Annotated in this window: 17 protein-coding genes; 5 read left to right on the top strand and 12 right to left on the bottom strand. The window is 73.2% G+C overall.

Annotated elements, in window-relative coordinates:
• Window positions 1-10: 10 nt before the first annotated feature.
• Both ACWDEN_RS27775 and ACWDEN_RS27770 read right to left on the bottom strand, forming a co-directional pair.
• Window positions 11-2,092: a SpoIIE family protein phosphatase gene (locus ACWDEN_RS27775; RefSeq protein ID WP_351612857.1), complete on the bottom strand. Its 2,082-nt coding sequence runs from the start codon at window positions 2,090-2,092 to the stop codon at window positions 11-13.
• Between the two features lie 85 nt (window positions 2,093-2,177).
• Window positions 2,178-3,425, bottom strand: coding sequence for a DUF6777 domain-containing protein (locus ACWDEN_RS27770; protein ID WP_450860403.1), 1,248 nt, complete (start codon window positions 3,423-3,425; stop codon window positions 2,178-2,180).
• A gap of 130 nt (window positions 3,426-3,555) precedes the next feature.
• On the opposite strand from ACWDEN_RS27770, the gene ACWDEN_RS27765 reads away from it, so the two are divergent.
• Window positions 3,556-4,977 carry a lipase maturation factor family protein gene (locus tag ACWDEN_RS27765; RefSeq protein ID WP_450860401.1) on the top strand — a complete coding sequence of 474 codons (1,422 nt, stop codon included), beginning with the start codon at window positions 3,556-3,558 and terminating at the stop codon, window positions 4,975-4,977.
• A 44-nt stretch (window positions 4,978-5,021) separates the two neighbouring features.
• On the opposite strand, the gene ACWDEN_RS27760 is transcribed toward ACWDEN_RS27765, so the two are convergent.
• The 9 genes from ACWDEN_RS27760 to ACWDEN_RS27720 are packed head-to-tail and all read right to left on the bottom strand — an operon-like array spanning window position 5,022 to window position 13,407.
• On the bottom strand, window positions 5,022-5,534 hold the full coding sequence (locus ACWDEN_RS27760) for a cupin domain-containing protein (protein WP_450860399.1): 513 nt from the start codon (window positions 5,532-5,534) through the stop codon (window positions 5,022-5,024).
• Between the two features lie 53 nt (window positions 5,535-5,587).
• On the bottom strand, window positions 5,588-6,430 hold the full coding sequence (locus tag ACWDEN_RS27755; protein ID WP_450860398.1) for an amidohydrolase family protein: 843 nt from the start codon (window positions 6,428-6,430) through the stop codon (window positions 5,588-5,590).
• On the bottom strand, window positions 6,427-6,741 hold the full coding sequence (locus ACWDEN_RS27750) for an L-rhamnose mutarotase (protein ID WP_351612843.1): 315 nt from the start codon (window positions 6,739-6,741) through the stop codon (window positions 6,427-6,429). Before ACWDEN_RS27750 ends, ACWDEN_RS27755 begins: the two co-directional genes overlap by 4 nt.
• Window positions 6,738-7,709, bottom strand: a complete 972-nt coding sequence (locus tag ACWDEN_RS27745) for an aldo/keto reductase (RefSeq protein ID WP_450860397.1) — start codon at window positions 7,707-7,709, stop codon at window positions 6,738-6,740. The genes ACWDEN_RS27750 and ACWDEN_RS27745 overlap by 4 nt, the downstream gene beginning before the upstream one ends.
• On the bottom strand, window positions 7,706-8,461 hold the full coding sequence (locus ACWDEN_RS27740) for an SDR family NAD(P)-dependent oxidoreductase (RefSeq protein WP_351612837.1): 756 nt from the start codon (window positions 8,459-8,461) through the stop codon (window positions 7,706-7,708). Before ACWDEN_RS27740 ends, ACWDEN_RS27745 begins: the two co-directional genes overlap by 4 nt.
• Window positions 8,458-9,798, bottom strand: coding sequence for an L-fuconate dehydratase (locus tag ACWDEN_RS27735; RefSeq protein WP_351612834.1), 1,341 nt, complete (start codon window positions 9,796-9,798; stop codon window positions 8,458-8,460). Before ACWDEN_RS27735 ends, ACWDEN_RS27740 begins: the two co-directional genes overlap by 4 nt.
• A gap of 36 nt (window positions 9,799-9,834) precedes the next feature.
• A complete protein-coding gene (locus ACWDEN_RS27730; protein WP_450860396.1) occupies window positions 9,835-10,863 on the bottom strand; it encodes an ABC transporter permease in 1,029 nt (342 codons plus the stop codon).
• Window positions 10,856-12,346, bottom strand: a complete 1,491-nt coding sequence (locus tag ACWDEN_RS27725; RefSeq protein WP_450860395.1) for a sugar ABC transporter ATP-binding protein — start codon at window positions 12,344-12,346, stop codon at window positions 10,856-10,858. The genes ACWDEN_RS27730 and ACWDEN_RS27725 overlap by 8 nt, the downstream gene beginning before the upstream one ends.
• The gene (locus ACWDEN_RS27720; protein WP_351612826.1) at window positions 12,343-13,407 is read right to left on the bottom strand and encodes a sugar ABC transporter substrate-binding protein; all 1,065 of its coding nucleotides are present in this window, start codon (window positions 13,405-13,407) and stop codon (window positions 12,343-12,345) included. The genes ACWDEN_RS27725 and ACWDEN_RS27720 overlap by 4 nt, the downstream gene beginning before the upstream one ends.
• A gap of 163 nt (window positions 13,408-13,570) precedes the next feature.
• On the opposite strand from ACWDEN_RS27720, the gene ACWDEN_RS27715 reads away from it, so the two are divergent.
• From ACWDEN_RS27715 to ACWDEN_RS27700, 4 genes are all read left to right on the top strand, one after another.
• Window positions 13,571-14,302, top strand: coding sequence for a FadR/GntR family transcriptional regulator (locus ACWDEN_RS27715; RefSeq protein WP_351612823.1), 732 nt, complete (start codon window positions 13,571-13,573; stop codon window positions 14,300-14,302).
• 148 nt (window positions 14,303-14,450) lie between these two features.
• Window positions 14,451-18,077 (top strand): CHAT domain-containing protein, encoded by a 3,627-nt coding sequence (locus tag ACWDEN_RS27710; RefSeq protein ID WP_450860394.1) that lies wholly within the window; start codon window positions 14,451-14,453, stop codon window positions 18,075-18,077.
• 30 nt (window positions 18,078-18,107) lie between these two features.
• Complete coding sequence (locus ACWDEN_RS27705) at window positions 18,108-18,536, top strand: hypothetical protein (RefSeq protein WP_450860393.1); 429 nt, start codon at window positions 18,108-18,110, stop codon at window positions 18,534-18,536.
• 61 nt (window positions 18,537-18,597) lie between these two features.
• Window positions 18,598-19,566, top strand: a complete 969-nt coding sequence (locus tag ACWDEN_RS27700) for a hypothetical protein (RefSeq protein WP_450860392.1) — start codon at window positions 18,598-18,600, stop codon at window positions 19,564-19,566.
• Between the two features lie 22 nt (window positions 19,567-19,588).
• On the opposite strand, the gene ACWDEN_RS27695 is transcribed toward ACWDEN_RS27700, so the two are convergent.
• A complete protein-coding gene (locus tag ACWDEN_RS27695; protein WP_450860391.1) occupies window positions 19,589-22,609 on the bottom strand; it encodes an alpha-mannosidase in 3,021 nt (1,006 codons plus the stop codon).
• Between the last annotated feature and the right edge of the window lie 25 nt (window positions 22,610-22,634).

Below are 22,634 nucleotides of genomic sequence, written 5' to 3'. Positions count from 1 at the left end.
CCGAGCCGGCTCAGGTGCTCCGGCGGAACTCGCACCACACCGCTTTGCCGCTGCCGCGCGCCTCCACGCCCCACTCGTCGGCCAGCATGTCCACGAGCAGCAGACCCCGGCCGGAGACGCCGTCCTCCCCCGCCTCGCGGCGGCGCGGCAGGGCGCTGGAGGAGTCCTCGACCTCGATGCGCAGTCTGCGGTGGCCGCCGTCGAGGGCCCGCAGGGTCACGATCGCGGAGCCCTCGGTGTGCATCAGCGCGTTCGTGATCAGTTCGTCGGCGACCAGCTCGATCTCGTCGGCGCGGTCGCGGTAGCCCCAGGAGCGGACCGCGGCGCGGATCAGGTGCCGGGCCTGGGTGAGCGCGTCCGCGTCGCCGGGTGCCACGTGCTGCTGGAGCCGGCCGCCCGCGGGCGGGGCCTCCGGGGCGCGCCGGCGCAGCAGGAGCAGCGCCACGTCGTCGTCGCCGCCCCGGTCCTCGGCCATCTGGATCAGCCGGTCGGCGAGCGCGCGCACGTCGTCGGGGCCGTCCGCGACGAGCGCCGAGAGGCGGCGCATGCCGTCGTCGAGGTCGGCGCCGGGCTGTTCCACGAGCCCGTCGGTGCACAGCAGCAGGATCTGGCCGGGGTCGAGTTCGAGGGTGGAGACGGGGTACTCCAGCCGGCCGAACTCGGCGGACAGCCCGAGCGGCAGCCCGCCCTCGACCGGCACCCGGCAGCACCTGCCGTCGCCGTGCCGGATCAGCGGGTCGATGTGCCCGGCGCGGACCGCCTGCACGACTCCGGTGGACAGGTCGGCCTCGGCGTACAGGCAGGTGGCGAAGCGGTCGGTGTCGAGTTCGTGCAGGAAGACGGAGGCGCGGGCCATCACGGCGGCCGGGGTGTGTCCCTCGGCGGCATAGGCGCGCAGCACGATCCGCAGCTGGCCCATGACGGCCGCAGCGTGGGTGTCGTGGCCCTGGACATCGCCGATGACCGCGCCGACCCGGCCGCCGGGCAGCGGGATCAGGTCGTACCAGTCGCCGCCGATGTCGCGGCCGAGGACGCCCGCGGCGGTGCCGGCGCGGTAGCGGACGGCCACGTCGGCGCCGCGGACGCTGGGGATGGTGCGGGGCAGCATGGCCTGCTGCAGGCCCCGGGCGAGGTCCTCGTCCTGCTCGTAGAGCACGGCCCGCTGCAGGCTCTGCGCGACGGTGCTGCCGAGCGCGACGAGGACGGCGCGCTCCTCGGTGGAGAAGCCGTGCCGGTCGCTGTAGAGCAGGCCCATTCCGCCGATCGGGCGGGCCTGGGCGATCAGGGGGAGGTAGGCGGCCGAGGTGATGTGCAGGTCGGTGAGGTGCGGCCAGAGGATCGGGTAGCCCGCGGCGAACTCCTCCGGTGACTCGATGAACCGCGGGCGGAGCGTGCGGACGACCTCGCTGATCGGGTAGGGCTCGTCGATCCGGGTGATCTGGGTGCCGGGGACCGAGGCTTCGACCGGTCCCTCCGCGACCAGCCGGATGCGGCCGGCCTCCACCAGCCCCATCACCAGGCTGGCCGCGCCGAGATGGCGGATGCCGCTGGTGTCCTTGAGGGCGTCGATGACGTCCTGGACGCTGCGGGCGTGGGCGAGGGCGGCGGAGACGGCCTGGACGACGTTGGTCTGCTGGCGGAACGCCTCGTCCTGGGCGGCCCGCAGGCTGCGCACCTCGCTCTCGGCGAGTTCCTCGGTGGCGTCGCGGACGATGCCGACGACCCGGCGCGGGCGGCCTGTGTCGTCCCGGCGGATGTAACCCTGGGTGTGGGTCCAGCGGAGGCTGCCGTCACGGCAGCGGATGCGGAAGTAGCCTCCGTAGTTCTCGCTGCCGTCCTTGATGGCCTGGGCCACCATGGCGTCCATCCGGGCCACCTCGGGCTGCGGCACCCGGACGGACAGGGACTCGGGGTGTCCGTCGTACTCCCCTGGCAGCAGGTCGAACACCTCGTGGGCCTGGGCGTCCATGTGGAACAGACCCGTGTCCAGGTCCCAGTCGAAGCTGCCCATGCGGTTGAGCGCCAGAATCGGATCCGGGTGGGCGGGCCAGTCCTCCGGGAGTGACACGGCACTCGCTCCCCGAACTGCCATGGGCCCACCTTGCCAGGATTCATCCGATTCTTCGACCTGTTCCTCCGGGCGGCTTCCGGGCGTGCGCGGCCGGTGCCGGAGGGGCTCAGCCGCCGGGGAGGTCCGCGGTGGCATCGCGGTCGGTGGTGTCGGGGACGGCGCCGGCGCGAGCGTCCGGTGCGTCGTCCGGGATCTGTCCGCCGAGGCCGGGCGGGCCGGAGGCGTCGGGCATGCCCGGCGGGCCGATCCCGTCCGGCGGGCCGATCGCGTACGGCGGGTCCGGGCTGCCTGGGGCTTGCGGGACGAGATCGCGGGACGGTGGGGTCAACGGGCCGGCCGTACCGGGGGCCTGGGTGCTCCGCCCGGCGGGCATGCCCGGTGCCGTCGGGGCGGCGGCCGTGGACGGGCCGCCGGTGTTGCCCACGGGGATTCCCGGCCGGCTCTGCCGCGGACCGGGCGGGGTGGGGTACGGCGGTGTGGTGCCCGGGGAGACGGTGTCCGCCGGGCCGGGGTCGCGCCCGGGCGCGGCGGTGGCCCATGCGGGCGGGGGTACGACCTGGTCATCGCGTACGTCGTGACCGATGCGGCGTTCGATCCAGGTGCGTGTCCCGGCGTTGACGATCGTGATGCTGGTGACCGCCCGGGGTGCCGGTTTCACCGCGATCACCTGGCCCGGACGGTAGCCGGACCAGGCGCTGCCGCGGGCCCCGAAGCCGGCGCCGTCGGCCGGTGCGGGTGCCCCGAGCGGGTTGCCGCAGGCGCAGCGCAGGCGGGGCACCCCACGGTTGTCGACGAGGACCGCGGTGCCGGCCTGCAGGACGGCCTGGTATCCGACGCCGTCTCCGTCGCGGTAGCCGTGGTCGGTGACCCGGGTGTCGGCGCGCAGCACGACGGGGGTCAGGCCGCGCAGATAGCCGCGAAGGCCTCTCGCGGGGACACCGGCCGAGCGGGCGAAGGCGTCGGCCTTGGCCCGGTCCGCCGTCAGATACCGGATCTGCCGTTCGACGTCGCAGCCGGCGACGCGGGCGGTGCCGCTGTAGAGGCCGGGGGTCTCGCCGGACAGGACGCGGATGGCGGGCAGGGGCACGACGACCAGCCCGGCGGGCAGTGCCGGCGGGGAGGACCCGGCGCCGGGCGGTCCGGTGGCGGCGGGATCGGCCCTCCCCGCACCGGATGTCGCCCGCGCGGTGACCGTGGACCCGGTGAAGGGGTCGGGTCCTTGGGCCCCGGCGGGCAGGAGATAGACGTCCTCGACGATCCGGGCCTCCTTGACGCCGGGGCGGGCGCAGCCGGCGACGAGGAGCGCCACCGAGAGGGCGCAGGCGATGGCGATGGAACCGGCGGGTATCCGCACCGTACACTCCGCATCACTGTGGGTGATTTCTCCCCATTGTTTGCATCGGGCCCGTTTGGCTGGCAACTCGGGGGCAGGTCATGATGAAGACGACACGGCGGTTCAGCCGCGACGAAGGGCGCGCACAGCCGTGAACTGGTTCACCGCTGCCGACTACTGGCTGACCCGGCTGGTCTTCCAGCGGGCCCTGGCCGCCCTGTACCTGGTGGCGTTCCTGACCGCGGCGCTGCAGTTCCGGGCGCTGCTGGGCGAGCACGGCATGCTGCCGATCCCCCGCTTCGTGGCACGGATCCCCTTCAAACGGGCGCCGAGCCTGTTCCATCTGCACTACTCCGACCGCTTCTTCGCCGGCTGTGCCTGGGCCGGCTGCGCGGTGTCGGCGGCGCTGCTGGCCGGCGCGGACTCCCTGCTGCCGCTGTGGGCCGGGATCCTGCTCTGGCTGGTGCCGTGGGCGCTGTATCTGTCGATCGTGAACGTGGGCCAGACGTGGTACGCGTTCGGCTGGGAGTCGCTGCTGCTGGAGACCGGATTCCTGGCCGCGTTCCTCGGCAACGACGAGGTGGCGCCGCCGGTCGTCGTGCTGTTCCTGCTGCGCTGGATCCTGTTCCGGGTGGAGTTCGGCGCCGGGCTGATCAAGATGCGGGGCGACGCGTGCTGGCGGAAGCTGACCTGCCTCGACTACCACCACGAGACACAGCCCATGCCGGGCCCGCTGAGCTGGTTCTTCCACCATCTGCCGAAGCCGCTGCACCGGGTGGAGGTGGCCGCGAACCACGTGACCCAACTGGTCGTGCCGGTGCTGCTGTTCGCTCCGCAGCCGATCGCCTCGGCCGCCGCCGCGCTGATGATCGTCACCCAGCTGTGGCTGGTGCTGTCCGGCAACTTCTCCTGGCTGAACTGGATCGCCATCGTGCTGGCCGTGTCCGCGCTGCGGCTCCCCGGGTCGGCGCCGTCCGTGCCGGCCGCGCCGCTGTGGTACGAGGTTCTGGTGCTCGCGGTCGGCGCGCTGCTGCTCTTCCTCAGCTACCGCCCGGTGGTCAACATGATCTCCCGCCGCCAGGTCATGAACCGCTCCTTCGACCCGCTGCACCTGGTGAACACCTACGGCGCGTTCGGCAGCGTCAGCCGGGTCCGCTACGAGGTGGTGGTGGAGGGCACGCTGGACGACGTACCGCGCGAGGACTCGGACTGGCGGGAGTACGAGTTCCGCGGCAAGCCCGGCGACACCCGGCACTGGCCGCGCCAGTTCGCCCCCTACCATCTGCGCCTGGACTGGCTGATGTGGTTCGCGGCGCTGTCCCCCGCCTACGCCAGTGACTGGTTCGGCGGTCTGGTGGAACGGCTGCTGGAGAACGACCGCGACACCCTGCGTCTACTGCGCCGCTCCCCCTTCCCGCCGGACACCCCGCCCCGGTATGTCCGCGCCCGCCTGTTCCGGTACCGCTACACCACCTGGCGGGAGCTGCGGGACAGCGGGGCGTGCTGGGAGCGGACGTACGTCCGGGAGTACATGCCACCGACGCGGCTGGCGGCGGTGGCCGGGCGGTCGTGAGCGGCCGGGCCCTCCGACACGCGGCTTCGACCTACGGGATCGGTCTACAGAGCCGGCCTGCGGGTCCCGTCACCTGTCCGGGGAACCGGGTGCGACCGGGTCCGATAGCGGCTGCGGAACTCGGCCAGCAGCTCGTCGGTCGCCTCGGCCCCGGCGCTCACGGCCGCGTGGACATCGCGGAAGTAGTTCTCGTAACCGGCCGGGGTGTAGAGACACAGAGCGCGTGCGGGGACCTGGCCGCCGTTGCGGAAACCGTGCGGGGTGCCACGGGTGGCGGCGAGCAGGTGTCCGGGGCCGGCCGTCACCTCGCCGTCGCCGGTGTGGAGCGTCAGCTCCCCCTCGAGAACGTAGAAGTACTCGTCGTGTCCGTCGTGCACATGCGGCCTGGCCCCGATGGTGCCCGGGGCGAGGCTGAACTCCTCGAAGGCGAAGCGCCCGCCGGTGTGCTCGCCGGTGAGCCGGAAGAAGTGCGCGACGCCGGCGACGTCGATGAGTTCGCCGTCCTCGGGTGTGCGGAGCAAGGGAGCGGCGGGCGTGCGCTGCTGATGATCAGTCATGGCGGTCATTGTGAGGTACACGTTGCCGAGGGGCCCGTCGCCCACGCCGTGGCTCACAGGCCGTAGACGGCTGTGGCGGTGCCCTCGAAGAGGGCACGACGTTCCGCATCGCCGAGGTCCGCGGTCAACTCGCTCATGGCGGTGTGCACTTCCGTGTAGGTGGCCGCCGTCGTGCACACCGGCCAGTCGGAGCCGAACATCAGCCGGTCGGGGCCGAAGGCCTCCAGGGCCGTGTCCGTGTACGGGCGCAGGTCGGCCGTCGTCCAGGAGGCGGGGTCGGCCTCGGTGACCAGGCCGGAGAGTTTGGCGACGGTGTTGGGGAGGGCGGCGAGCGCGCGCAGGGCGGACGCCCAGGGTTCGCGGTCGCCCGAGGCGATCGGCGGCTTCCCCAAGTGGTCTAGGACGAAGGTGAGTTGGGGCAGCCGGGCCGCGGCTTCGGCGCAGGCCGGGAGCTGATGGGGCAGGACGACCAGGTCGTAGACCAGACCTGCGCGGGCGACGGCCGCCAGCCCGCGCCGGACCTCGGGCCGCAGCAGCCACTGGGGGTCCGGCTCGCCCTGGACCTGGTGCCGGATGCCTTTCAGGAAGGCCCCGCCGGGGAGTTCACGCAGCCGGGACAGTTCGTCGGCGATGTCGGGGCGGGTGAGGTCGGTCCAGCCCACGACGCCCGCGATCAGGTCGTGCTCGGCCGCCAGCGCCAGGAACTCCGGGGTCTCCTCCGGGACGGTGACCGTCTGGACGAGGACCGTGCGGTCCACTCCCACCGCGCGGGCCTCCGGCTCCAGGTCGGCGAGGTGGAAGTTGCGGCGCAGGGGCTGCAGTTCGAGCCCCTTGATCCAGTCCTGGTCGCGGACGGACAGGTCCCAGACGTGGTGGTGCGCGTCGACGGCTCTCATGGCAGCTCCCAGACGACGGGCAGCCCGGCGTCCGCACCGCCTTGGGAGTAGTCGTGCACGACGTCGAGCAGCTCGGCCATCCGGGCCTGCCAGGCCACGTTGACCGGCAGGCGTTCCAGTTCGGCGAGCAGGCGGGCGTAGTCCGCGCACTCCAGCAGATGGAACAGGTCAGCGCCCCACCGCCAGATGGTCCAGGACGTGGCACCGGCGGCACGGATGGCGTCGGTGAGCTCTTTGGGGACCTCGCGGTGGGCCGCCTCGTACGCGGCGATCCGGTCCGAGCGGACCTTGGTGTGCAGGGCGACTCTCATGACGGGCCCTCCTTCCGGGGCAGCAGGCCGGACTCCCGCAGCTCCCGCCAGAACTCCGGCGGGACGGCGGACGCGAACTGGTCGGCGCAGTCGTGGACTTCGGCGGCGGAGCGGGGCCCGGGCAGGACACTGGCGACCGCCGGGTGGGCGGAGGCGAAGGCCAGCGCGGCGGCGCGCAGAGTGGTGCCGTGCCGCTCGGCGACGGCCTTCATGCGCAGCACCCGGTCCAGCAACTCCGGTGCCACACGCCCGTAGTCGTACGTCGACTCGGGCGTCGGGTCCGCCAGCAGGCCCGAGTTGAAGACGCCGCCGAGGACGACCGACACGCCGTGCTCGGCGGCCGCGGGCAGCAGCTCGGCGCCGGCGCTCTGGTCGAGCAGGGTGTAGCGGCCCGCGCACAGGACCACGTCCACGTCGGTGTCGCGGACGAAACGGGTGAGCATGCCGGTCTGGTTCATGCCCGCGCCGATCGCGCCGACGACGCCCTCGGCACGCAGCTTCTCCAGGGCCGGGTAGCCCTCGCGGAAGGCCTGTTCGGCGTGGTCGTCGGGGTCGTGCAGATAGACGATGTCGACGCGGTCGAGGCCGAGGCGCTCCAGGCTCGCCTCCAGGGTGCGGCGGACGCCGTCGGCGCTGAAGTCCCACACCCGGCGGTGGGCGGCGGGTACGGCGAAACCGTGCGCCAGGTCGTCGCCCGTGCCGTCGGCGGGTTCGAGGCGGCGGCCGACCTTGGTGGAGACGGTGTAGTCGGCGCGGCCGTACTCTCTGAGGGCCGCGCCGAGCCGGCGTTCGGAGAGGCCGAGGCCGTAGTGCGGCGCGGTGTCGAAGTACCGGATGCCGCGCTGCCAGGCGGCCCGTACGGCCTCCCGGGCCTGCTCGTCGTCCACCGGGCGGTAGAGGTTGCCGAGCGTCGCGGCGCCGAAGCCGAGCGGGGTGACCTCGACCCCGCTGCGGCCGAGCCTCGTCACCGGCCCACCGGGCGCAGCCTGAGGCCCTGCATGCCGCCGTCGACGGCGAGGGCGGTGCCGGTGGTGGCGCCGGACAGCGGACTGGCCAAGTAGGCGATGGCACCCGCCACTTCGGCGGCGGAGACCAGCCGGCCGGTGGGCTGGCGGGCCTCCAGGGCGGCGCGTTCGGCGGCCGGGTCCGGGGCCGCGTCCAGCAGCCGGCCGATCCACGGGGTGTCCGCCGTACCGGGGTTGACGCAGTTGACGCGGATGCCCTCGCGGACATGGTCGGCGGCCATGGCGAGGGTCAGGGAGTACACGGCGCCCTTGGTGGCGCTGTACAGGGCGCGCTGGGGCAGTCCGGCGGTGGCGGCGATGGAGCAGGTGTTGACGATCGCGGCGTGGTCGGAGCGGCGCAGATGCGGGAGGGCGGCGCGGGCGGTGCGGACCATGCCGAGGACGTTGACGTCGAAGACGCGTTGCCACTCGGCGTCGTCGTTGTCCTCGACCGTGCCCTGGGCGCCGATCCCGGCGTTGTTGACCAGCACGTCCAGGCCGCCGAGGTCCTCGGCGGCCCGCTCGACAGCGGCGCGGACCGAGGTGTCGTCGGTGACGTCGGCGCGGTGGGCGAGGAGCGGCTTGCCGACGTCGGCCGGGTCCCGGTCGAGGACGGCGACCCGGGCGCCGCGGGCGGCGAGGAGGTCGGCGGTGGCCCGGCCTATGCCGGACGCGCCGCCGGTGACCAGGGCCCTCAGGCCCTCGAAGTCGCTCATGCGGCCTCTCCCTTCCGGTTGTCGGGGCCGGCGGCCCAGTAGGTGCCGCCGGGGAAGGTGTACCGCGCGACGGACTCCGGGCGCAGGGCCGCGGAGAAGCCGGGCGCGGTGGGGGTGGTGTAGTGGCCGTCGCGGATGACGACCGGGGTGACGAAGTGCTCGTGGAGGTGGTCGACGTACTCGATGACCCGGTCCTCGGTGGTGCCCGAGACGGCCAGGTAGTCGAACATCGACAGGTGCTGGACGAGTTCGCACAGGCCGACCCCGCCCGCGTGCGGGCAGACGGGCACCCCGAACTTGGCGGCGAGCAGCAGGATGGCGAGGTTCTCGTTGACGCCGGCCACGCGGGCGGCGTCGATCTGGACGATGTCGAGGGCGCCCGCCTGGAGGAGCTGCTTGAACATGATCCGGTTGTGCACGTGCTCGCCGGTGGCGACCTTCACCGGGGCCACGGCGCGGCGGATCGCGGCGTGGCCGAGGACGTCGTCGGGGCTGGTGGGCTCCTCGATCCAGTAGGGCGCGAACTCGGCGAGCGCCTTGGTCCAGCGGATCGCCTCGTCCACGTTCCAGCGCTGGTTGGCGTCGACGGCGAGCCGGATGTCCGGTCCGACGACCGCGCGGGCGACCCGGCAGCGCCGGATGTCGTCGTCGAGGTCGGCGCCGACCTTGAGCTTGATCTGTGTGAAGCCGTCGGCGACGGCCTGCGCGGCGAGCCGGCCGAGCTTGTCGTCGTCGTAGCCGAGCCAGCCCGGGGAGGTGGTGTAGGCGGGGTAGCCGCGCTCCAGCAGCCGTGCCCGGCGCTCCCCGGCCCCCTCCCTGCCCCGCCCGAGCAGGTCGAGGGCCTCGGCGGGGGTGAGCGCGTCCGCGATGTAGCGGAAGTCGATCTGCCCGGCCAGCCACTCGGGTTCGGCGTCGGCGAGCAGCTGCCACAGCGGCTTGCCGGCGCGGCGGGCTGCGAGGTCCCAGACGGCGTTGACGACGGCGCCGACCGCCATGTGCATCACGCCCTTCTCGGGGCCGAGCCAGCGCAGCTGGCTGTCGCCGATCAGGTCGCGGAAGAGCGAGCCGGGGTCGGCGCACAGCTCGGCCACGTCACGGCCGAGCACATGGTCCCGCAGCGCGTCGATCGCGGCGACCTGGACGTCGTTGCCCCGCCCGATGGTGAAGACGAACCCGTGTCCCTCGTGCCCGTCGGCGGCGTCGGTGCGCAGCACGACGTAGGCCGCCGAGTAGTCGGGGTCCGGGTTCATCGCGTCGGAGCCGTCCAGCTCGCGCGAGGTGGGGAAACGGATGTCGTGGGTGTCGACCGCGGTGACGCGGGCGGGGGCCTGGGACACTGAAGTCCTTTCGTTCGTCCGGCACTTGGCGGCTGGTCAGTCCTGGGCGCGGCCCGTCGTCACGCGCGCGATCACGAGGGCGACGAGGATGATCCCGCCGTAGATGGCCTGGATCCAGAACGACGGCACCTGGGCGAGGGTGAGCAGGTTCTGTACGACGCCGAGGAGGAGGACGCCGGTCAGCGCGCCGAACATGGTGCCCTTGCCGCCGTCCAGGCTGATGCCGCCGATCACCGCGGCCGCGAACACGGTGAAGATCATGTTCTGGCCCTGGTTGGCGCTGATCGCGCCGACGTACCCGGTCTGCAGCAGCCCGCCGAGCGAGGCGAGCACGCCCGCGACGACGTACACGCCGAGCATCACCCGGTCGACGCGCACACCGGCCGCGCGGGCGGCGTCCGCGTTGCCGCCGATCGCGTACAGGGCGCGGCCGGCGCGGTGGTACTTCAGCACGAACCCGGCGACGGCGAAGGCGACGGCGGCGAGCCACACCGACAGCGGCACGTTGAGGAAGGTGGTGGTGGCCAGGGAGTAGAAGCTGTCGGGCATGCTGAACAGGGTCTTGCCCTTGGTGGCCCCGACCAGCAGGCCGCGCAGCACGATGAGCATCGCGAGCGTCACGATGAACGCGTTGAGCCGGAACTTGACCACGAGGACGCCGTTGAAGGCGCCGATGACCGCGCCGGCCACCGGGATCGCGAGCAGGGCGAGCCCGGCCGGGAATCCGGTGCCCCAGCCGGACTGGCTCGCGGGCAGCACCAGCAGGGCGCCGACGGCGGGGGCGATGCCGACCACCGACTCCAGGGACAGGTCGAACTTGCCGGTGATCAGCACGAGCGACTCGGCGAGCACGACCATCGCCAGCGCGGCGGAGGCACCGAGGATCGAGATCAGGTTCCGCTCGGTCAGGAACGCGTCGTTCACCACCGTGCCGAGCACCATGAGCAGCAACAGCGCGGGTACCAGGGCGAGTTCGCGGGCCCGGCGGAGCAGGACGGTCCGGGCCGACCTGGCGTCCGGGGTCTTCGGGGGTGCGAGCGGCGGGGCGGCCCGGGTGTCAGCCATGGTCAACTCCTTCGATGGAGGCGATCAGCTCGTGGTCGCGCCAGCCGGCCGGGTGCTCGGCGACGACACGGCCGTGGAAGAGGACGAGGACGCGGTCGCAGCGGCGCAGGTCGTCGAGTTCGTCGGAGACGACGAGGACCGCGGTGCCGTCCTCGCGTGCGCTGTCCATGCGCGCGAGCAGCGACTCCTTGGACTTCACGTCGACGCCGGCGGTGGGGTTGATCAGGACCAGCAGGCGCGGGTCGGAGGCGAGGGCGCGGGCCATGACGACCTTCTGGGCGTTGCCGCCGGACAGGTCGGACACGGGCTGGTCGGGGCCCTCGGCGTGGATGTCGAGGCGGTCGATCAGCTCGGCGGCGAAGCGGCGCCGTGCGTCGGTGGCGACGAATCCGGCCCGGCCCAGCCGGTCCAGCACGCTCAGCGTGGCGTTGTCGCCGATGCTCATGCCGGGCACCAGTCCCTGTTCGTGCCGGTCGCGCGGCACACAGCCGACCCCGGCCCGCAGGGCGGCCCGGACGTCCCCGAACGGCAGCTTCCTGTCACCCAGTCGAGCGGAGCCGCCGGTCGGGGTGTGCAGCCCGGCGAAGGACTCGGCGAGCTCGGTCTTGCCGCTGCCGCTGGAGCCGGCGAGCCCGACGACCTCGCCGCGGCGGACGGTGAGATCGATGTCCTCGTACGCCGGTGAGGTGAGCCCATGTGCTTCCAGCAGGACGGGGGCGCCGGTGCCGGCTCCCCCGCCATGTCCGGCCTGCTCGGCGACGGACTCCCCGGCCATGGCCTCCACCAGCGCCGCCTTCGGCAGGTCGGCGACGGGGGCGGTGGTGATCCAGCGGGCGTCGCGCAGCACGGTGACCGTCTGGCAGACCTCGTACACCTCCTGGAGGTGGTGCGAGATGAACAGGAAGGTGACGCCGGAGTCCTGCAGGGAGCGCATACGGGTGAACAGCCGCTCGATCTCCCGGTTGTCGAGCTGGGCGGTGGGTTCGTCCAGCACGATGAACCGGGCGCCGAAGCTCAACGCCCGTGCGATCTCCACCATTTGGCGGTCCTCGACCCGGAGGTCGGCGGTGCGCGCCTCGGGGTCGACGCGCACGTCCCAGGTGTCGAGGAGTGCGGTGGCCTCCCTGCGCAGCCGGCGCCAGCTGATGATGCCGCGGCCGGTCGGCTGCCGGTTGAGGAACAGGTTCTCGGCGACCGTCAGCTCCGGGACGACCGTGGGCTTCTGGTAGACGCAGGCGACCCTGCGGCGCCAGGCGTCCCGGTCGGCGAGCGGGGGCGCGGGCTCGCCGTCGAAGCGGACGGTCCCCGCGTCCGGGGCCTGGAGGCCGGTGAGGACGTTCACCAGGGTCGACTTGCCGGCGCCGTTGCGGCCGACCAGGGCGTGGGACTCGCCGGGCAGGACGGTGAGCCGGCCCTCGGCGAGGGCGACGGTGGGGCCGTACCGTTTGACGATGCCCTCGGCTTCCACGAGCGGTGTACTCATTTGACCGTGTTGCCCCACAGCTTGGGGTCGTCGACGTCGGCCTTGGTGACCAGCGGTGCGGGCAGCTGGTCCTCCAGGATCCCGCCGGGCAGTTCGACGATCACGGAGCCGTGGTCGGTGGGCCCGGGCTTGAACGTCTTCCCCGCCATCGCCGCCTTGATGTAGTACAGGCCGTACCTGGCGTAGGCGTCGGCGGGCTGGGAGACCGTGGCGTCGATCTGGCCCTTGCGGATGGCGTCGAACTCCTGCGGGATGCCGTCGTTGGAGACGATCGCGATGTGGCCCTGCTGCCCGGCCGGTTTCAGCATGCCCTTGGACTTCAGGGTCTGCAGGGTCGGCGCGAGGTACACACCGCCCGCCTGCAGGTAGATGCCCTTGATGTCCGGGTTGGCGCCCAGCAGCGTGTCCAGCTTGGCGGCGGCGGTGTCGGACTCCCACTTGGCGGGGATCTCCAGCACCTTGAGCTTCGGGTACTTCTTCTTCACGCAGGACCGGAAGGCCTCGGAGCGGTCGCGGCCGTTGACCGAGGCGAGGTCGCCCATGACCTGTACGACCTTGCCGCTGCTGACGTGCTGTCCGAGGTAGTCGCAGGCCTTCTCGCCGTAGGCCACGTTGTCGGCGCGCACCACCATGGCGACCTTGCCCTTGTCGGGCGCGACGTCCACGGCGACCACGGGCACGCCCTTGCGTTCGGCCTGGTCGAGTCCGGCCTGGATGGCGGCGCTGTCCAGCGGCGCGACCACCAACCCCTTGACTCCCTGGTTGAGTTCGTTGTCGATGTCGGTGATCTGCTGGGAGGGGTCGCTGTTGGAGTTGACCGTCTTCAGCACCTCGACGCCCTCGGACCTGGCCATCTTGGGCACGTAGTCGTTGTACGACTGCCAGAACGGCGAGGTCAGCAGCGGCAGGATCACGCCGACCTTGCCGGTGCCGCCGCCGCCCGCGCTCGCGGTGTCCTTGGTGCTGCCGCAGGCGGCGAGCATGAGCGAGGCACCGGCGGCCAGAGCCACCGCGCCGATGATCCGGGACCTGCTGCGCTTCCTGACAGTGCTGGCGGGCATCTCGCGGCTCCTCGTCGAGGGTGTTCGAGCAGACGCCGCATACTTATCAGACCAATGAGCCGGATCAACACCCTCGTGCACGGAAAATTCGAGGATTCCGGGCGTAGTGGTCGGACCACTTGGCTGGTTAGACTGCGGCGCAGCGGGGGGAAGGAGGAGCGGCGTGGACGAGGAAGAAGTGCCGCAGAAGGGCACGGTGACGCAGCGCGCCATCGAGGAGATCAAGGCGATGATCGCCGGGGGCCGGCTGGAGCCCGGCGAGCGGCTGCCCACCGAACGGGATCTGGCGGCCCGGCTGGGCATCTCCCGCAGCTCCATGCGGGAGGCGATCCGCGCCCTGACCGTGATGGGCGTCCTGGAGGCCCGGCACGGCTCCGGGATCTACGTCACCGCGCTGGAGGCCGGTGACCTGCTGGAGACCTTCGGGGTGGTCGCGGACCTGTCCCGGGGCCCGCGCCTGGTGGAACTCCTCGAGGTCCGCCGGATCCTTGAGTCGACGGCGACCGCGCTGGCCGCCGCACGCATCACCGAGGACCAACTGGCCGCCGTGGGCAAGCACGTGGCGGCGATGAACGCCACCGACGACCCCGAGGAGATCCTCGCCCACGACCTCGCCTTCCACCGCGAGATCGCCGCGGCCGCCGGCAACGAGACCATGGCCGCCATCCTGGAGGGCCTGTCCTCCCGCACCTTCCGCGCCCGCGTCTGGCGCGGCTATCAGGAGGAGGGCGCCTTCGCCCGCACCCGCCGCGAACACGCCGCCATCCACCGCGCCCTCACCGCCCGCGACCCGGAGGCAGCGAGAGCCGCTGCCGCGGCCCATGTCGGCGAGGTCGAGGAGTGGCTGCGGGCACAGCTCGGGGGGCAGAGCGGGGGCGGGCAGGCCGGCGAGTAGGCAACGGCGGCGTCGAGTGGGGCCGGGGAGCGGGTCGGACCGTGGCCCGGCGGCGGCGCGCGGAACCGGGCATCAGACCAGAACCTGGCTCCACGTCTTGTCCGTCGATACGGCCGTCCGCCCCCGGCCCATGTCACATCATGTACGCGTGACTGGAACATCCTTACGGGAAGGGCCGTGCGAGCTGCCCGCCGGCGAGCCCGCCTGGCCGGAACTCTCACCGCCCGAGCGGGACTTGCTCGACCGCCTGCTGCTCTTCGCCCGCGCGGAGAGCGCCGAGCAGCGCTCCGAGGTGCTGCGGCATGGGCGTACGGAGGCCGCGCGCACGGCACTGAGGGCCGAGTGCGACAGCGGGCGTTGGGGCAACATCCTGATGGTGCATCAACTGGGGATGCTCGCCTGGGTGCTTGGCGCCGAGACAGGAGACCGGACGGAACTCGGCGTCGCCGCCCAGTGGTTGGCCGTCGTCCACCAAGCCGATCCCGCACTGCTCCCCGAGCCGCTGCGGTCGGCCCGGCGCGAGCAGTTCACCCCGGAGGAGCTGGCCGGGCTCACGGGAGCCGCGAACGACCGGGAACGCGCGCTGGCCGCGGCGCAGGAGTTCATCGCCGGCGGACTCGGCTGGGCGGCGACGCCCGAGGAGGCCGAGGCGATCTCGGCCTACGTACGCGGCCGTGACCTCTCCCTGCGCGACGAGACGACGGCCGAGGCGCACGGGGCCGCGCGGCAGGCCGTCGCGACCCTTCCGGCACGGCACTGGCTGCGCCCGTACGCCCTCGGACTCGCCGCCAACACCAGTACTCTGGTCGCCCTGGCCCAGGGCGCGCTGTACACCGAGGAGGCGGAGCGCTTCGCACGGCAGGCCGTCGAGGCGGCTCACCGGCACCACCCGCAACGGGCGAGGTCCCTCGCCGCCCTGCACGCGTATCGGGTCTCGGCCCTCAGCTCCTTGCTGATCGACGCCGACATGACCCGCCCCGAGGTCCTGCTGCCGCCCGACGCGTGCCGGGAGGCCGTGGAGCTGGGCCGCGAGGTGCTCGCCCTGCTGGCGGACGACAACCCGCGCGTGGGCGACACCCTGACGTTCCAGACGTCGGCGCTCTTCCTGCTCCTGTGCGGCGATCCGCACGACCAGGCCCTGCGGACGGAGCTGCTGCGGTACGGGCGGCTCGCCGCGGAGCGGGTCGGCGGTTCTCCGCACGAGGAGGCCACCCGCTGGCTGGAACTGAGCGAGTACCTCAAGATGCTCTTCCTCTGGACCACCGATCAGGAGTTGCTCCTGGAGCTGATCCACGCGACCGGTGCCGCGGACCGGGTGGCGCCGGCGGGGTCGGTCGTCGCGGCGAGGGCGGCCTGCACGCTCGGCTGGGCCGAGTTCCAGCGGGCGGCGGCACGCGGCAACCTGCCCGGCCTGAACGCGGCCGCGGACCAGTTCCTCCGGGTCACCGGGAAGCTCGGCCTGCCGGTCGCCGACGACACCCCCGAGGAGGCGGCGGAGCGGGAGCTGGTCCGCGTCTCCGCGCACAACGACCTGCGAGCGGTTCTGCTGACCCGCTCCGAACTCACCGGCGGTGACCACACGTCCCGGCAGGAAGCGCTGACCCGGCAGCAGGAGCCGGATCCCGGTGCCCTCACCGGCTCCGGCGACGTCTTCGACGTGATCAACCGGCGGCGGCTGGCCGCCGCCCGGCTCCACCAGGCCCACCAGCAGTTCACCGCGCAATGGGTCCAGGCCACCTATGACAACAGACCGAAGGCGCTGCGCAGGGCGGCCGCGCAACTGCGCCGGGCGGCGGACGAGTTCGCCGCCGCGGTGCCGAAGAACCGGGACATGGCCGACGGAAGCCGTGCGGCGGCCGCGCTCGCCGTCCGGCAGGCCGACGCCATGGAGAGCGGTGAGATCGGTACCGCCGTGGGGCTGGTGGCCGATGTGCTGACGGAGGGCTCCCCGGACCGGCTGCTGGACGACTCCGTGTTCGGCCGGGGGGACGACGGACGCCAGGACGTCACCTCACCGCCGGACGGCGCCCAGGGCCCGCGGCAGGGGCGGGACAAGGCACTCGCACGGCGGCATCTCCGGGGGCACCAGGTCGTCCGCATGCGGCTCACCGTGGCCCGGCAGGAGGCTCAGCGAGCGGTCGCGGAGCGGGAACGCGGCATTTCGTACACCGACGCCTGGTCCAGGGCGCTGGCGTTCTGCGAGCGGGCCTGCGCCGACCCGGCCGCCTCGCCCGCCGACCTGCTGCCCGTCACCCGTTTCATGGCCGAGTCGGCCGTACGGCTGGACGACGTGCCGTCCGTCGCACCGCTGCTGGCCGCCGCCGTCCGGGCCGCCGGGACACTGGCCTCGCCGCGTTTCCCGCGCGCCGAACGGGAGGAGCTGCTGGCCCGGTACGTCGACGGGCTGGGGGATGTGGCGTGCGCCGCCGCGCTGCTGGCCGACGAGCCCGCCGAGCGGGCGGTGGCGGTCCTGGAGGCGGCCCGCGGCCTGCTGTCCGCCGGCGCGCTCAGCTCCATGACCGAACTCGGCACGCTGCGTCGCGCACACCCCGAGGCCGCGGCCCGGTTCGAGTCGGCCACGGACGCGCTTGCGGCCGCCCAGGAGATCTCGGCGTCCGCCGGCATGGAGGGCGTGACCCTACGGCACCGAGCGACCGACCGCTGGGAGAGCGAGGTCCGCCGCATCAGGGACCTGCCCGGCTTCGCGGACTTCCTGGAGCCGCTCGACCCGGTGGCGATCCGCGCCCTCGCCGAGCGCGGCCCGCTGATCCACGTGACCGTGCATGCCGTGCGCTCCCATGCCCTCGTGGTCACCGCCGACGGGGTGGAATCCCTGGCACTGCCCGGCGTCACCCCCTCCCTGGCGCGGGAGTGGATCGCCCGCCTGGAACAGGCCGGAGCCGGCACGGCCGCCGGCGCCGGGGAGGTCCGGGGGGTGCTGGGCGAGCTGTGGGACGCGGTCGCGAGCCCCGTCCTTCGCGCGCTCGATGTCGCCGGTCCGCCCGGCTCACCGGCCGGCCGGCGCCGGGTGTGGTGGGTGCCGTCCGGGCCGGCCGTGTTCCTGCCCCTGCACGCCGCGGGCCGCCTCAGCGGTACGCCGGGCGCCCCGCAGCAGGTCCCCGGGGACAACGTGCTCGACCGCGTGGTCTCGTCGTACACGCCGACGCTGCGGGCCCTGCGCCACGCCCGGCTGCGGTCCGCCCCCTCGGGCCGGCCCAGCGTGCTGGCGATCGCGGCCCCGGGCGCGGCCGGCTCCCCGGGCCGGCTGCGCTGGGCCGTCGGCGAGGCCCTGGACGTGCGTGACACCGTCGGCGCCGGACGGTATCTGGCGCCGGAGGAGGCGACCCTGGCCACGGTGGCACAGGCGCTGCCCGAGCACCCCTGGCTCCACTACGCCGGGCACGGCACCGCCGGTGCCCTGGTGCTCGGCGAGGAACTGCTCACACCGTCGGCGGTCGACCGGCTGTCCCTGCCCTCGGCGGATCTGGTGTACCTGTCCGGCTGCGAGACCGCCAGGGGCACCGCCCAGCTCGCCGACGAGTCCCTGCATCTCGCCGGCGCGCTGCACCTGGCGGGCTACCGCGACGCGGTCGGCACCCTGTGGCGCGTCCGCGACGGCGAGGCCGCGCAGATCACCGAGGACTTCTACAAGGGCCTGCGCGCCGCACCCGGCCACGATCCCGCCGCGGCACTCGACGCGGCCGTGCGCAAGGCCCGCCGCCGCGAGCCCGGCCGCCCGGACCTGTGGGCCGCCCATCTGCACATCGGACCCTGACCCCACCGTCACGAAGCGACAGAGAAGAGCATGCGCACCATAGACGAACTGCGCCTCCAGTACGGCGACTTGATGGATCAACAGGCCGGCCCGGCGGACGGACCGGCGGTCACGACACTCGCCGTCGACCCGGCCGACCCGCCCTCCCGTACGGCCCTCAGGACCCGGCTCACCGACCTCTTCCTCCAGCAGCGCGACCTGGCGGCGGTGGTCCTCACCGCGGGCGAGGACACCCTCGGCGTCGTCCGCCGGGACGCGCTGCAGCCGGACGCGCCCGGCGCGGGCCACACGAGGAGCGTGCCCGGGGCCCAGCCCATGCCGGGCCTGCCCACCCGGGCCCGCGCCCAGTACTACGTCTGCACGGACGCGCAGTGCACGGCCTCGGAGATCCTGCTGTTCGGCGACGGCCGGCCGCCGGAGTGCCCGCACGGGCACGGCCCCATGGCCGAGGAGGAGTGATGCGGCCGTCCCACCGCCGTCCGGGGCGCCGGGGCCGGACGGCGGGGAAGGAGCGCGGCCGGTGAACCTGTCCGTGCTCGCCCGACCGGCCGGACCGTCGTTCAGCGGCAGGTTCTTCCTGGTCTCGACACTGCCCACCACCCTCGCCGGTACGTATCTGCTCGTGCTGGTGTGGGCGGGTGCGCCCGGCCCGGTGCGGTTCGGGCGTGCCTGGCGCACCGCCGCCGGACTGGGCGTCGGCCCGAGCCTGCTGCTGCTCCTGCTGGTCACCGCGGTCGGCGTGATCACCATGCCGCTGCAACTGCCCGTGGTCCGCTGGCTGGAGGGGTACTGGCCGCGGTACCTGGAACGGCCGGCCCGCTGGTGCAGGGCACGGCAGAGACGCCGCTGCGGGCCCACCGTCGCTGCCCTGACGCGCGAGGAGGTCCGTGACCCCGAAGCCGTCGAACGACGCTTCGCGCAGGGCCATCTGCAACGGCTGCGCTACCCGGTCGAGGACCAGCACCTCTTCCGGCCCACCGCTCTCGGCAACGCGCTCACCGCCGCCGAGTCCAGGGCGGGGCGGCTGTACGGCCTGGACGCGCCGGTGTTCTGGACCCGTCTGGAGCCGCTGTTGAGCGGCCGGATCGCCACGACGGTCAGCGAGCAGCGGGACGCGATGGACGCGGCGGCACGGCTGAGCGTCACCGCCGCGCTGTGCGTGCCGCCGACGGTCTGGCTGCTGTGGCGGTCCGGCTGGTGGCTGCTGCTCGCCGTGCTCCTCGTGGTCGTCTCCCGGCTCGCCTACCTCGCCGCCGTCCACGCGGCCGTCGGCTACGGCCAGTACGTCGAGGCGGCCTTCGACCTGCACCGCTTCGACCTGCTCGGCGCGCTGCACCTGCCGCTTCCCGCCGACCGGGAGCAGGAGCAGCGGGCGAACGAGGCGCTCGGCAGGCTGTGGCGGCAGGGGCTGTCACCGAGACCGCCGCTGCGCTACGAGCACCCGTCCGGCGGCGATCCGGCGGCGCCCGCGTCACCCCCGGGGGACTGACGCGGGCGGCACCCGCCCCGGGTCAGCGCCGCCGCAGCCGCAACGTCATCAGCTGGAACGGCCGCAGCCGTACCGTGAGCCGCTCGCCGTCGCGATCCGGGCCGACCGCGTCGGTCAGGGGCCGTTCCAGCAGGTCCGTCACCGTGACGTCCGTGACCTCGAAACCGGCCGTGAGCGTGGCCCTGGCCCGGCCGCCGTGAGCCTCGTGGAAACGGACCACCACGTCGCCGCTGCCGTCGTCGGCGAGTTTGACGGCGCTGATCACGACGGCGTCGTTGTCGACCGTGACCAGCGGCGCGACCTCGTGGGCGCCGGTCAGGTGCCGTTCCGGCAGGTTGATCCGCCAGCCCTCGCGGACCGCGTCGGCGATCGAGGCGCCCGGGACCAGGGCGTGACGGAAGCGGTGGACGCCCTGGTCGGTCTCGGGGTCGGGGAAGCGCGGGGCACGCAGCAGCGAGACGCGCAGCGTGGTCGTCGTACCGCGGTCGCCGTCGGTGCGTACCGTGCGGGTCACGTCGTGGCCGTACGTCGAGTCGTTGACCACCGCCACGCCCCAGCCCGGCTCCTCCAGGTGGACGAAGCGGTGGTTGCACGCCTCGAACTTGGCGGCCTCCCAGGAGGTGTTGGTGTGCGTGGGGCGGTAGGCGTGCCCGAACTGGGTCTCGGACGCGTACCGTTCCGCGTGCAGGTCGAGCGGGAAGGCCAGCTTGAGGAACTTCTCCGTCTCGTGCCAGTCGACCTCGGTGTCGATGGCCAGTCTCCGCTCGCCCGGCGGCAGCGTCAGCACCTGGGTGACCCGGGAGGCGCCGAAGCTCCGTACGATCCGCACCGACGCGCCGTCCTCGCCGAGCTCGACCGACTCGGCGTCCGTGAGGTCGGTGACGGTGTTGCGGTAGAAGGAGTCGACGTCCCAGGCGTCCCACATGTTCGGGAAGTCCGGGTGGAGTTGGAGCAGGTTGGCGGCCCCGCCGGGGGCGATGGTCTCGCGGCCGGCGTCGAGGTCGTACGCGGAGACGACGAGGCCGTGGGCGTCGATCTCGATGCGGAGCAGGCCGTTGCCCAGGACGTATCCGCCCGCGGCGCGGGGCGACACCTCCGTTCCCTGCGGCAGGCGCGGCGCCCCGGCGCCTGCGGCGGGAACGCCGTGACGGCTGTGCGGTGCCGGGTTGAAGACCAGGTGACGGGACCCCTCCCCCGCCAGGGCGCGCTGTGCCGCGGTGATGATGTCGTTCAGTTCGGCGGCGATCCTCTCGTACGTCGCCCGGGCCTCCCGGTGCACCCAGGCGATGGACGAGCCGGGCAGGATGTCGTGGAACTGGTGCAGCAGGACCGTCTTCCAGATCCGGTCCAACTCCTCGTGGGGGTAGGGGAATCCGGTGCGCACGGCCGCGGTGGCCGCCCACAGCTCGGCCTCCCGCAGCAGGTGTTCGCTGCGCCGGTTGCCCTGCTTGGTCTTCGCCTGGCTGGTGAGGGTGGCTCGGTGCAGTTCCAGGTACAGCTCGCCGACCCAGACGGGCGGTTCGGGGTATTCGGCCTCGGCCTTCTCGAAGAAGGCGCGGGGTGTCTCCCAGACGACGGTGGCCGAGCCCTCGAGGTCGCGCAGCCGTGCCGCCTTGGCGACCATCTCGCGCGTCGTGCCGCCGCCCCCGTCGCCCCAGCCGGTGGGCGCGAGGGAGTGGCGGGCGCGCCCCTTGTCCTTGAAGTTGCTCGCCGCGTGGGCGAGTTCGCTGCCCTTCATGGAGCAGTTGTAGGTGTCGACGGGCGGGAAGTGGGTGAAGATCCGGGTGCCGTCGATGCCCTCCCACTGGAAGGTGTGGTGCGGGAACGTGTTGGTCTGGGACCAGGAGATCTTCTGGGTCAGCAGCCATTTGGCACCGGCGGCCCTGATGATCTGCGGGAGTCCGGCGGCGAAGCCGAAGGTGTCGGGCAGCCAGGCCTCCTCGTTCTCGATGCCGAACTCGTCGAGGAAGAACCGCTTGCCGTGCACGAACTGCCGGGCCATCGCCTCCGAGCCGGGCATGTTGGTGTCCGACTCCACCCACATCCCCCCGGCCGGCACGAACCGCCCCTCCGCCACGGCCTTCTTCACCCGCGCCCACACCTCGGGCCGGTGCTCCTTCACCCAGGCCCACTGCTGCGCCTGGGACATGGCGAAGACGAACTCCGGCTCGTCCTCGATCAGCGCGGTCATGTTGGAGGTCGTACGGGCCACCTTGCGGACCGTCTCGCGCAGCGGCCACAGCCAGGCCGAGTCGATGTGCGCGTGCCCGACGGCGCTGATCCGGTGCGCGGACGGTACGGCGGGGGCCGAGAGCACTCCGGTGAGCTGCTCCCGGGCCCGGCCGGCCGTGCCGTTCACGTCCTGGAGGTCGACGGCGTCCAGGGCCCGCTCGACGGCGCGCAGGATGTCGTGCCGGCGCGCGGAGTCCACGGGCAGCTCGGCCATCAGCTCGCCGAGCACCTCCAGGTCCATGACCAGCTGCCACACCGGCTCGTCGAAGACGGCGAGGTCCATGCGGGCGAGGGTGTACTGCGGCTCGTGTCCGGCGGTCTCCTTGTCGCCGAGCCGCGTGGGCCGGAACGGGTGGTAGTCGAGGATGACGGGGTTGGAGGCGGCCTCGATGTGCAGGACCACCTCCTCGCCGCCCGCCACGGGGGCACCGATGCGCACCCACTGGTTGCGGGGGTTGAGGCCCTTCACCGGGGTGCCGTCGGGCCGGTAGACCAGGCCCTCGCACTGGAAGCCGGGCATGTTCTCGTCGAAGCCCAGGTCGAGCAGGGCCTCGACGGTCCTCCCGGCCCACGCCTCGGGCACGGTCCCGGTCACCCGGAACCAGCTGGTGCCCCACGGAGCACCCCACCGGGCACCGGCCTCGACGGGCTCCGGCTCGGCGGCGAGTCCCTCCTCGACCGGCACGGGCTCGCCGGGCGCGTGCCACACCGCGACCTGCAGCGGCACGGACTCGGGGTACACGGCGGGGCGGATGCGTTCGTCGAGGACGCGCCTGAGGCGGGCTTCCACCAGAGTGCGGTCGTCATGCATGCGGGGTGCTCCCTGCGGGTTCCGG

Source organism: Streptomyces sp. NPDC001153 (assembly GCF_053598315.1).
This window is presented reverse-complemented; position numbering and strand designations above follow the sequence as displayed.

What these genes read in the sequence shown, in the direction of transcription:
- ACWDEN_RS27725 (WP_450860395.1), bottom strand. Translation starts at nt 12,346, where the DNA reads ATGAGTACACCGCTCGTGGAAGCCGAGGGCATCGTCAAACGGTACGGC.
- ACWDEN_RS27760 (WP_450860399.1), bottom strand. Translation starts at nt 5,534, where the DNA reads ATGACTGATCATCAGCAGCGCACGCCCGCCGCTCCCTTGCTCCGCACA.
- ACWDEN_RS27730 (WP_450860396.1), bottom strand. Translation starts at nt 10,863, where the DNA reads ATGGCTGACACCCGGGCCGCCCCGCCGCTCGCACCCCCGAAGACCCCG.
- ACWDEN_RS27755 (WP_450860398.1), bottom strand. Translation starts at nt 6,430, where the DNA reads ATGAGAGCCGTCGACGCGCACCACCACGTCTGGGACCTGTCCGTCCGC.
- ACWDEN_RS27720 (WP_351612826.1), bottom strand. Translation starts at nt 13,407, where the DNA reads ATGCCCGCCAGCACTGTCAGGAAGCGCAGCAGGTCCCGGATCATCGGC.
- ACWDEN_RS27750 (WP_351612843.1), bottom strand. Translation starts at nt 6,741, where the DNA reads ATGAGAGTCGCCCTGCACACCAAGGTCCGCTCGGACCGGATCGCCGCG.
- ACWDEN_RS27705 (WP_450860393.1), top strand. Translation starts at nt 18,108, where the DNA reads ATGCGCACCATAGACGAACTGCGCCTCCAGTACGGCGACTTGATGGAT.
- ACWDEN_RS27695 (WP_450860391.1), bottom strand. Translation starts at nt 22,609, where the DNA reads ATGCATGACGACCGCACTCTGGTGGAAGCCCGCCTCAGGCGCGTCCTC.
- ACWDEN_RS27775 (WP_351612857.1), bottom strand. Translation starts at nt 2,092, where the DNA reads ATGGCAGTTCGGGGAGCGAGTGCCGTGTCACTCCCGGAGGACTGGCCC.
- ACWDEN_RS27740 (WP_351612837.1), bottom strand. Translation starts at nt 8,461, where the DNA reads ATGAGCGACTTCGAGGGCCTGAGGGCCCTGGTCACCGGCGGCGCGTCC.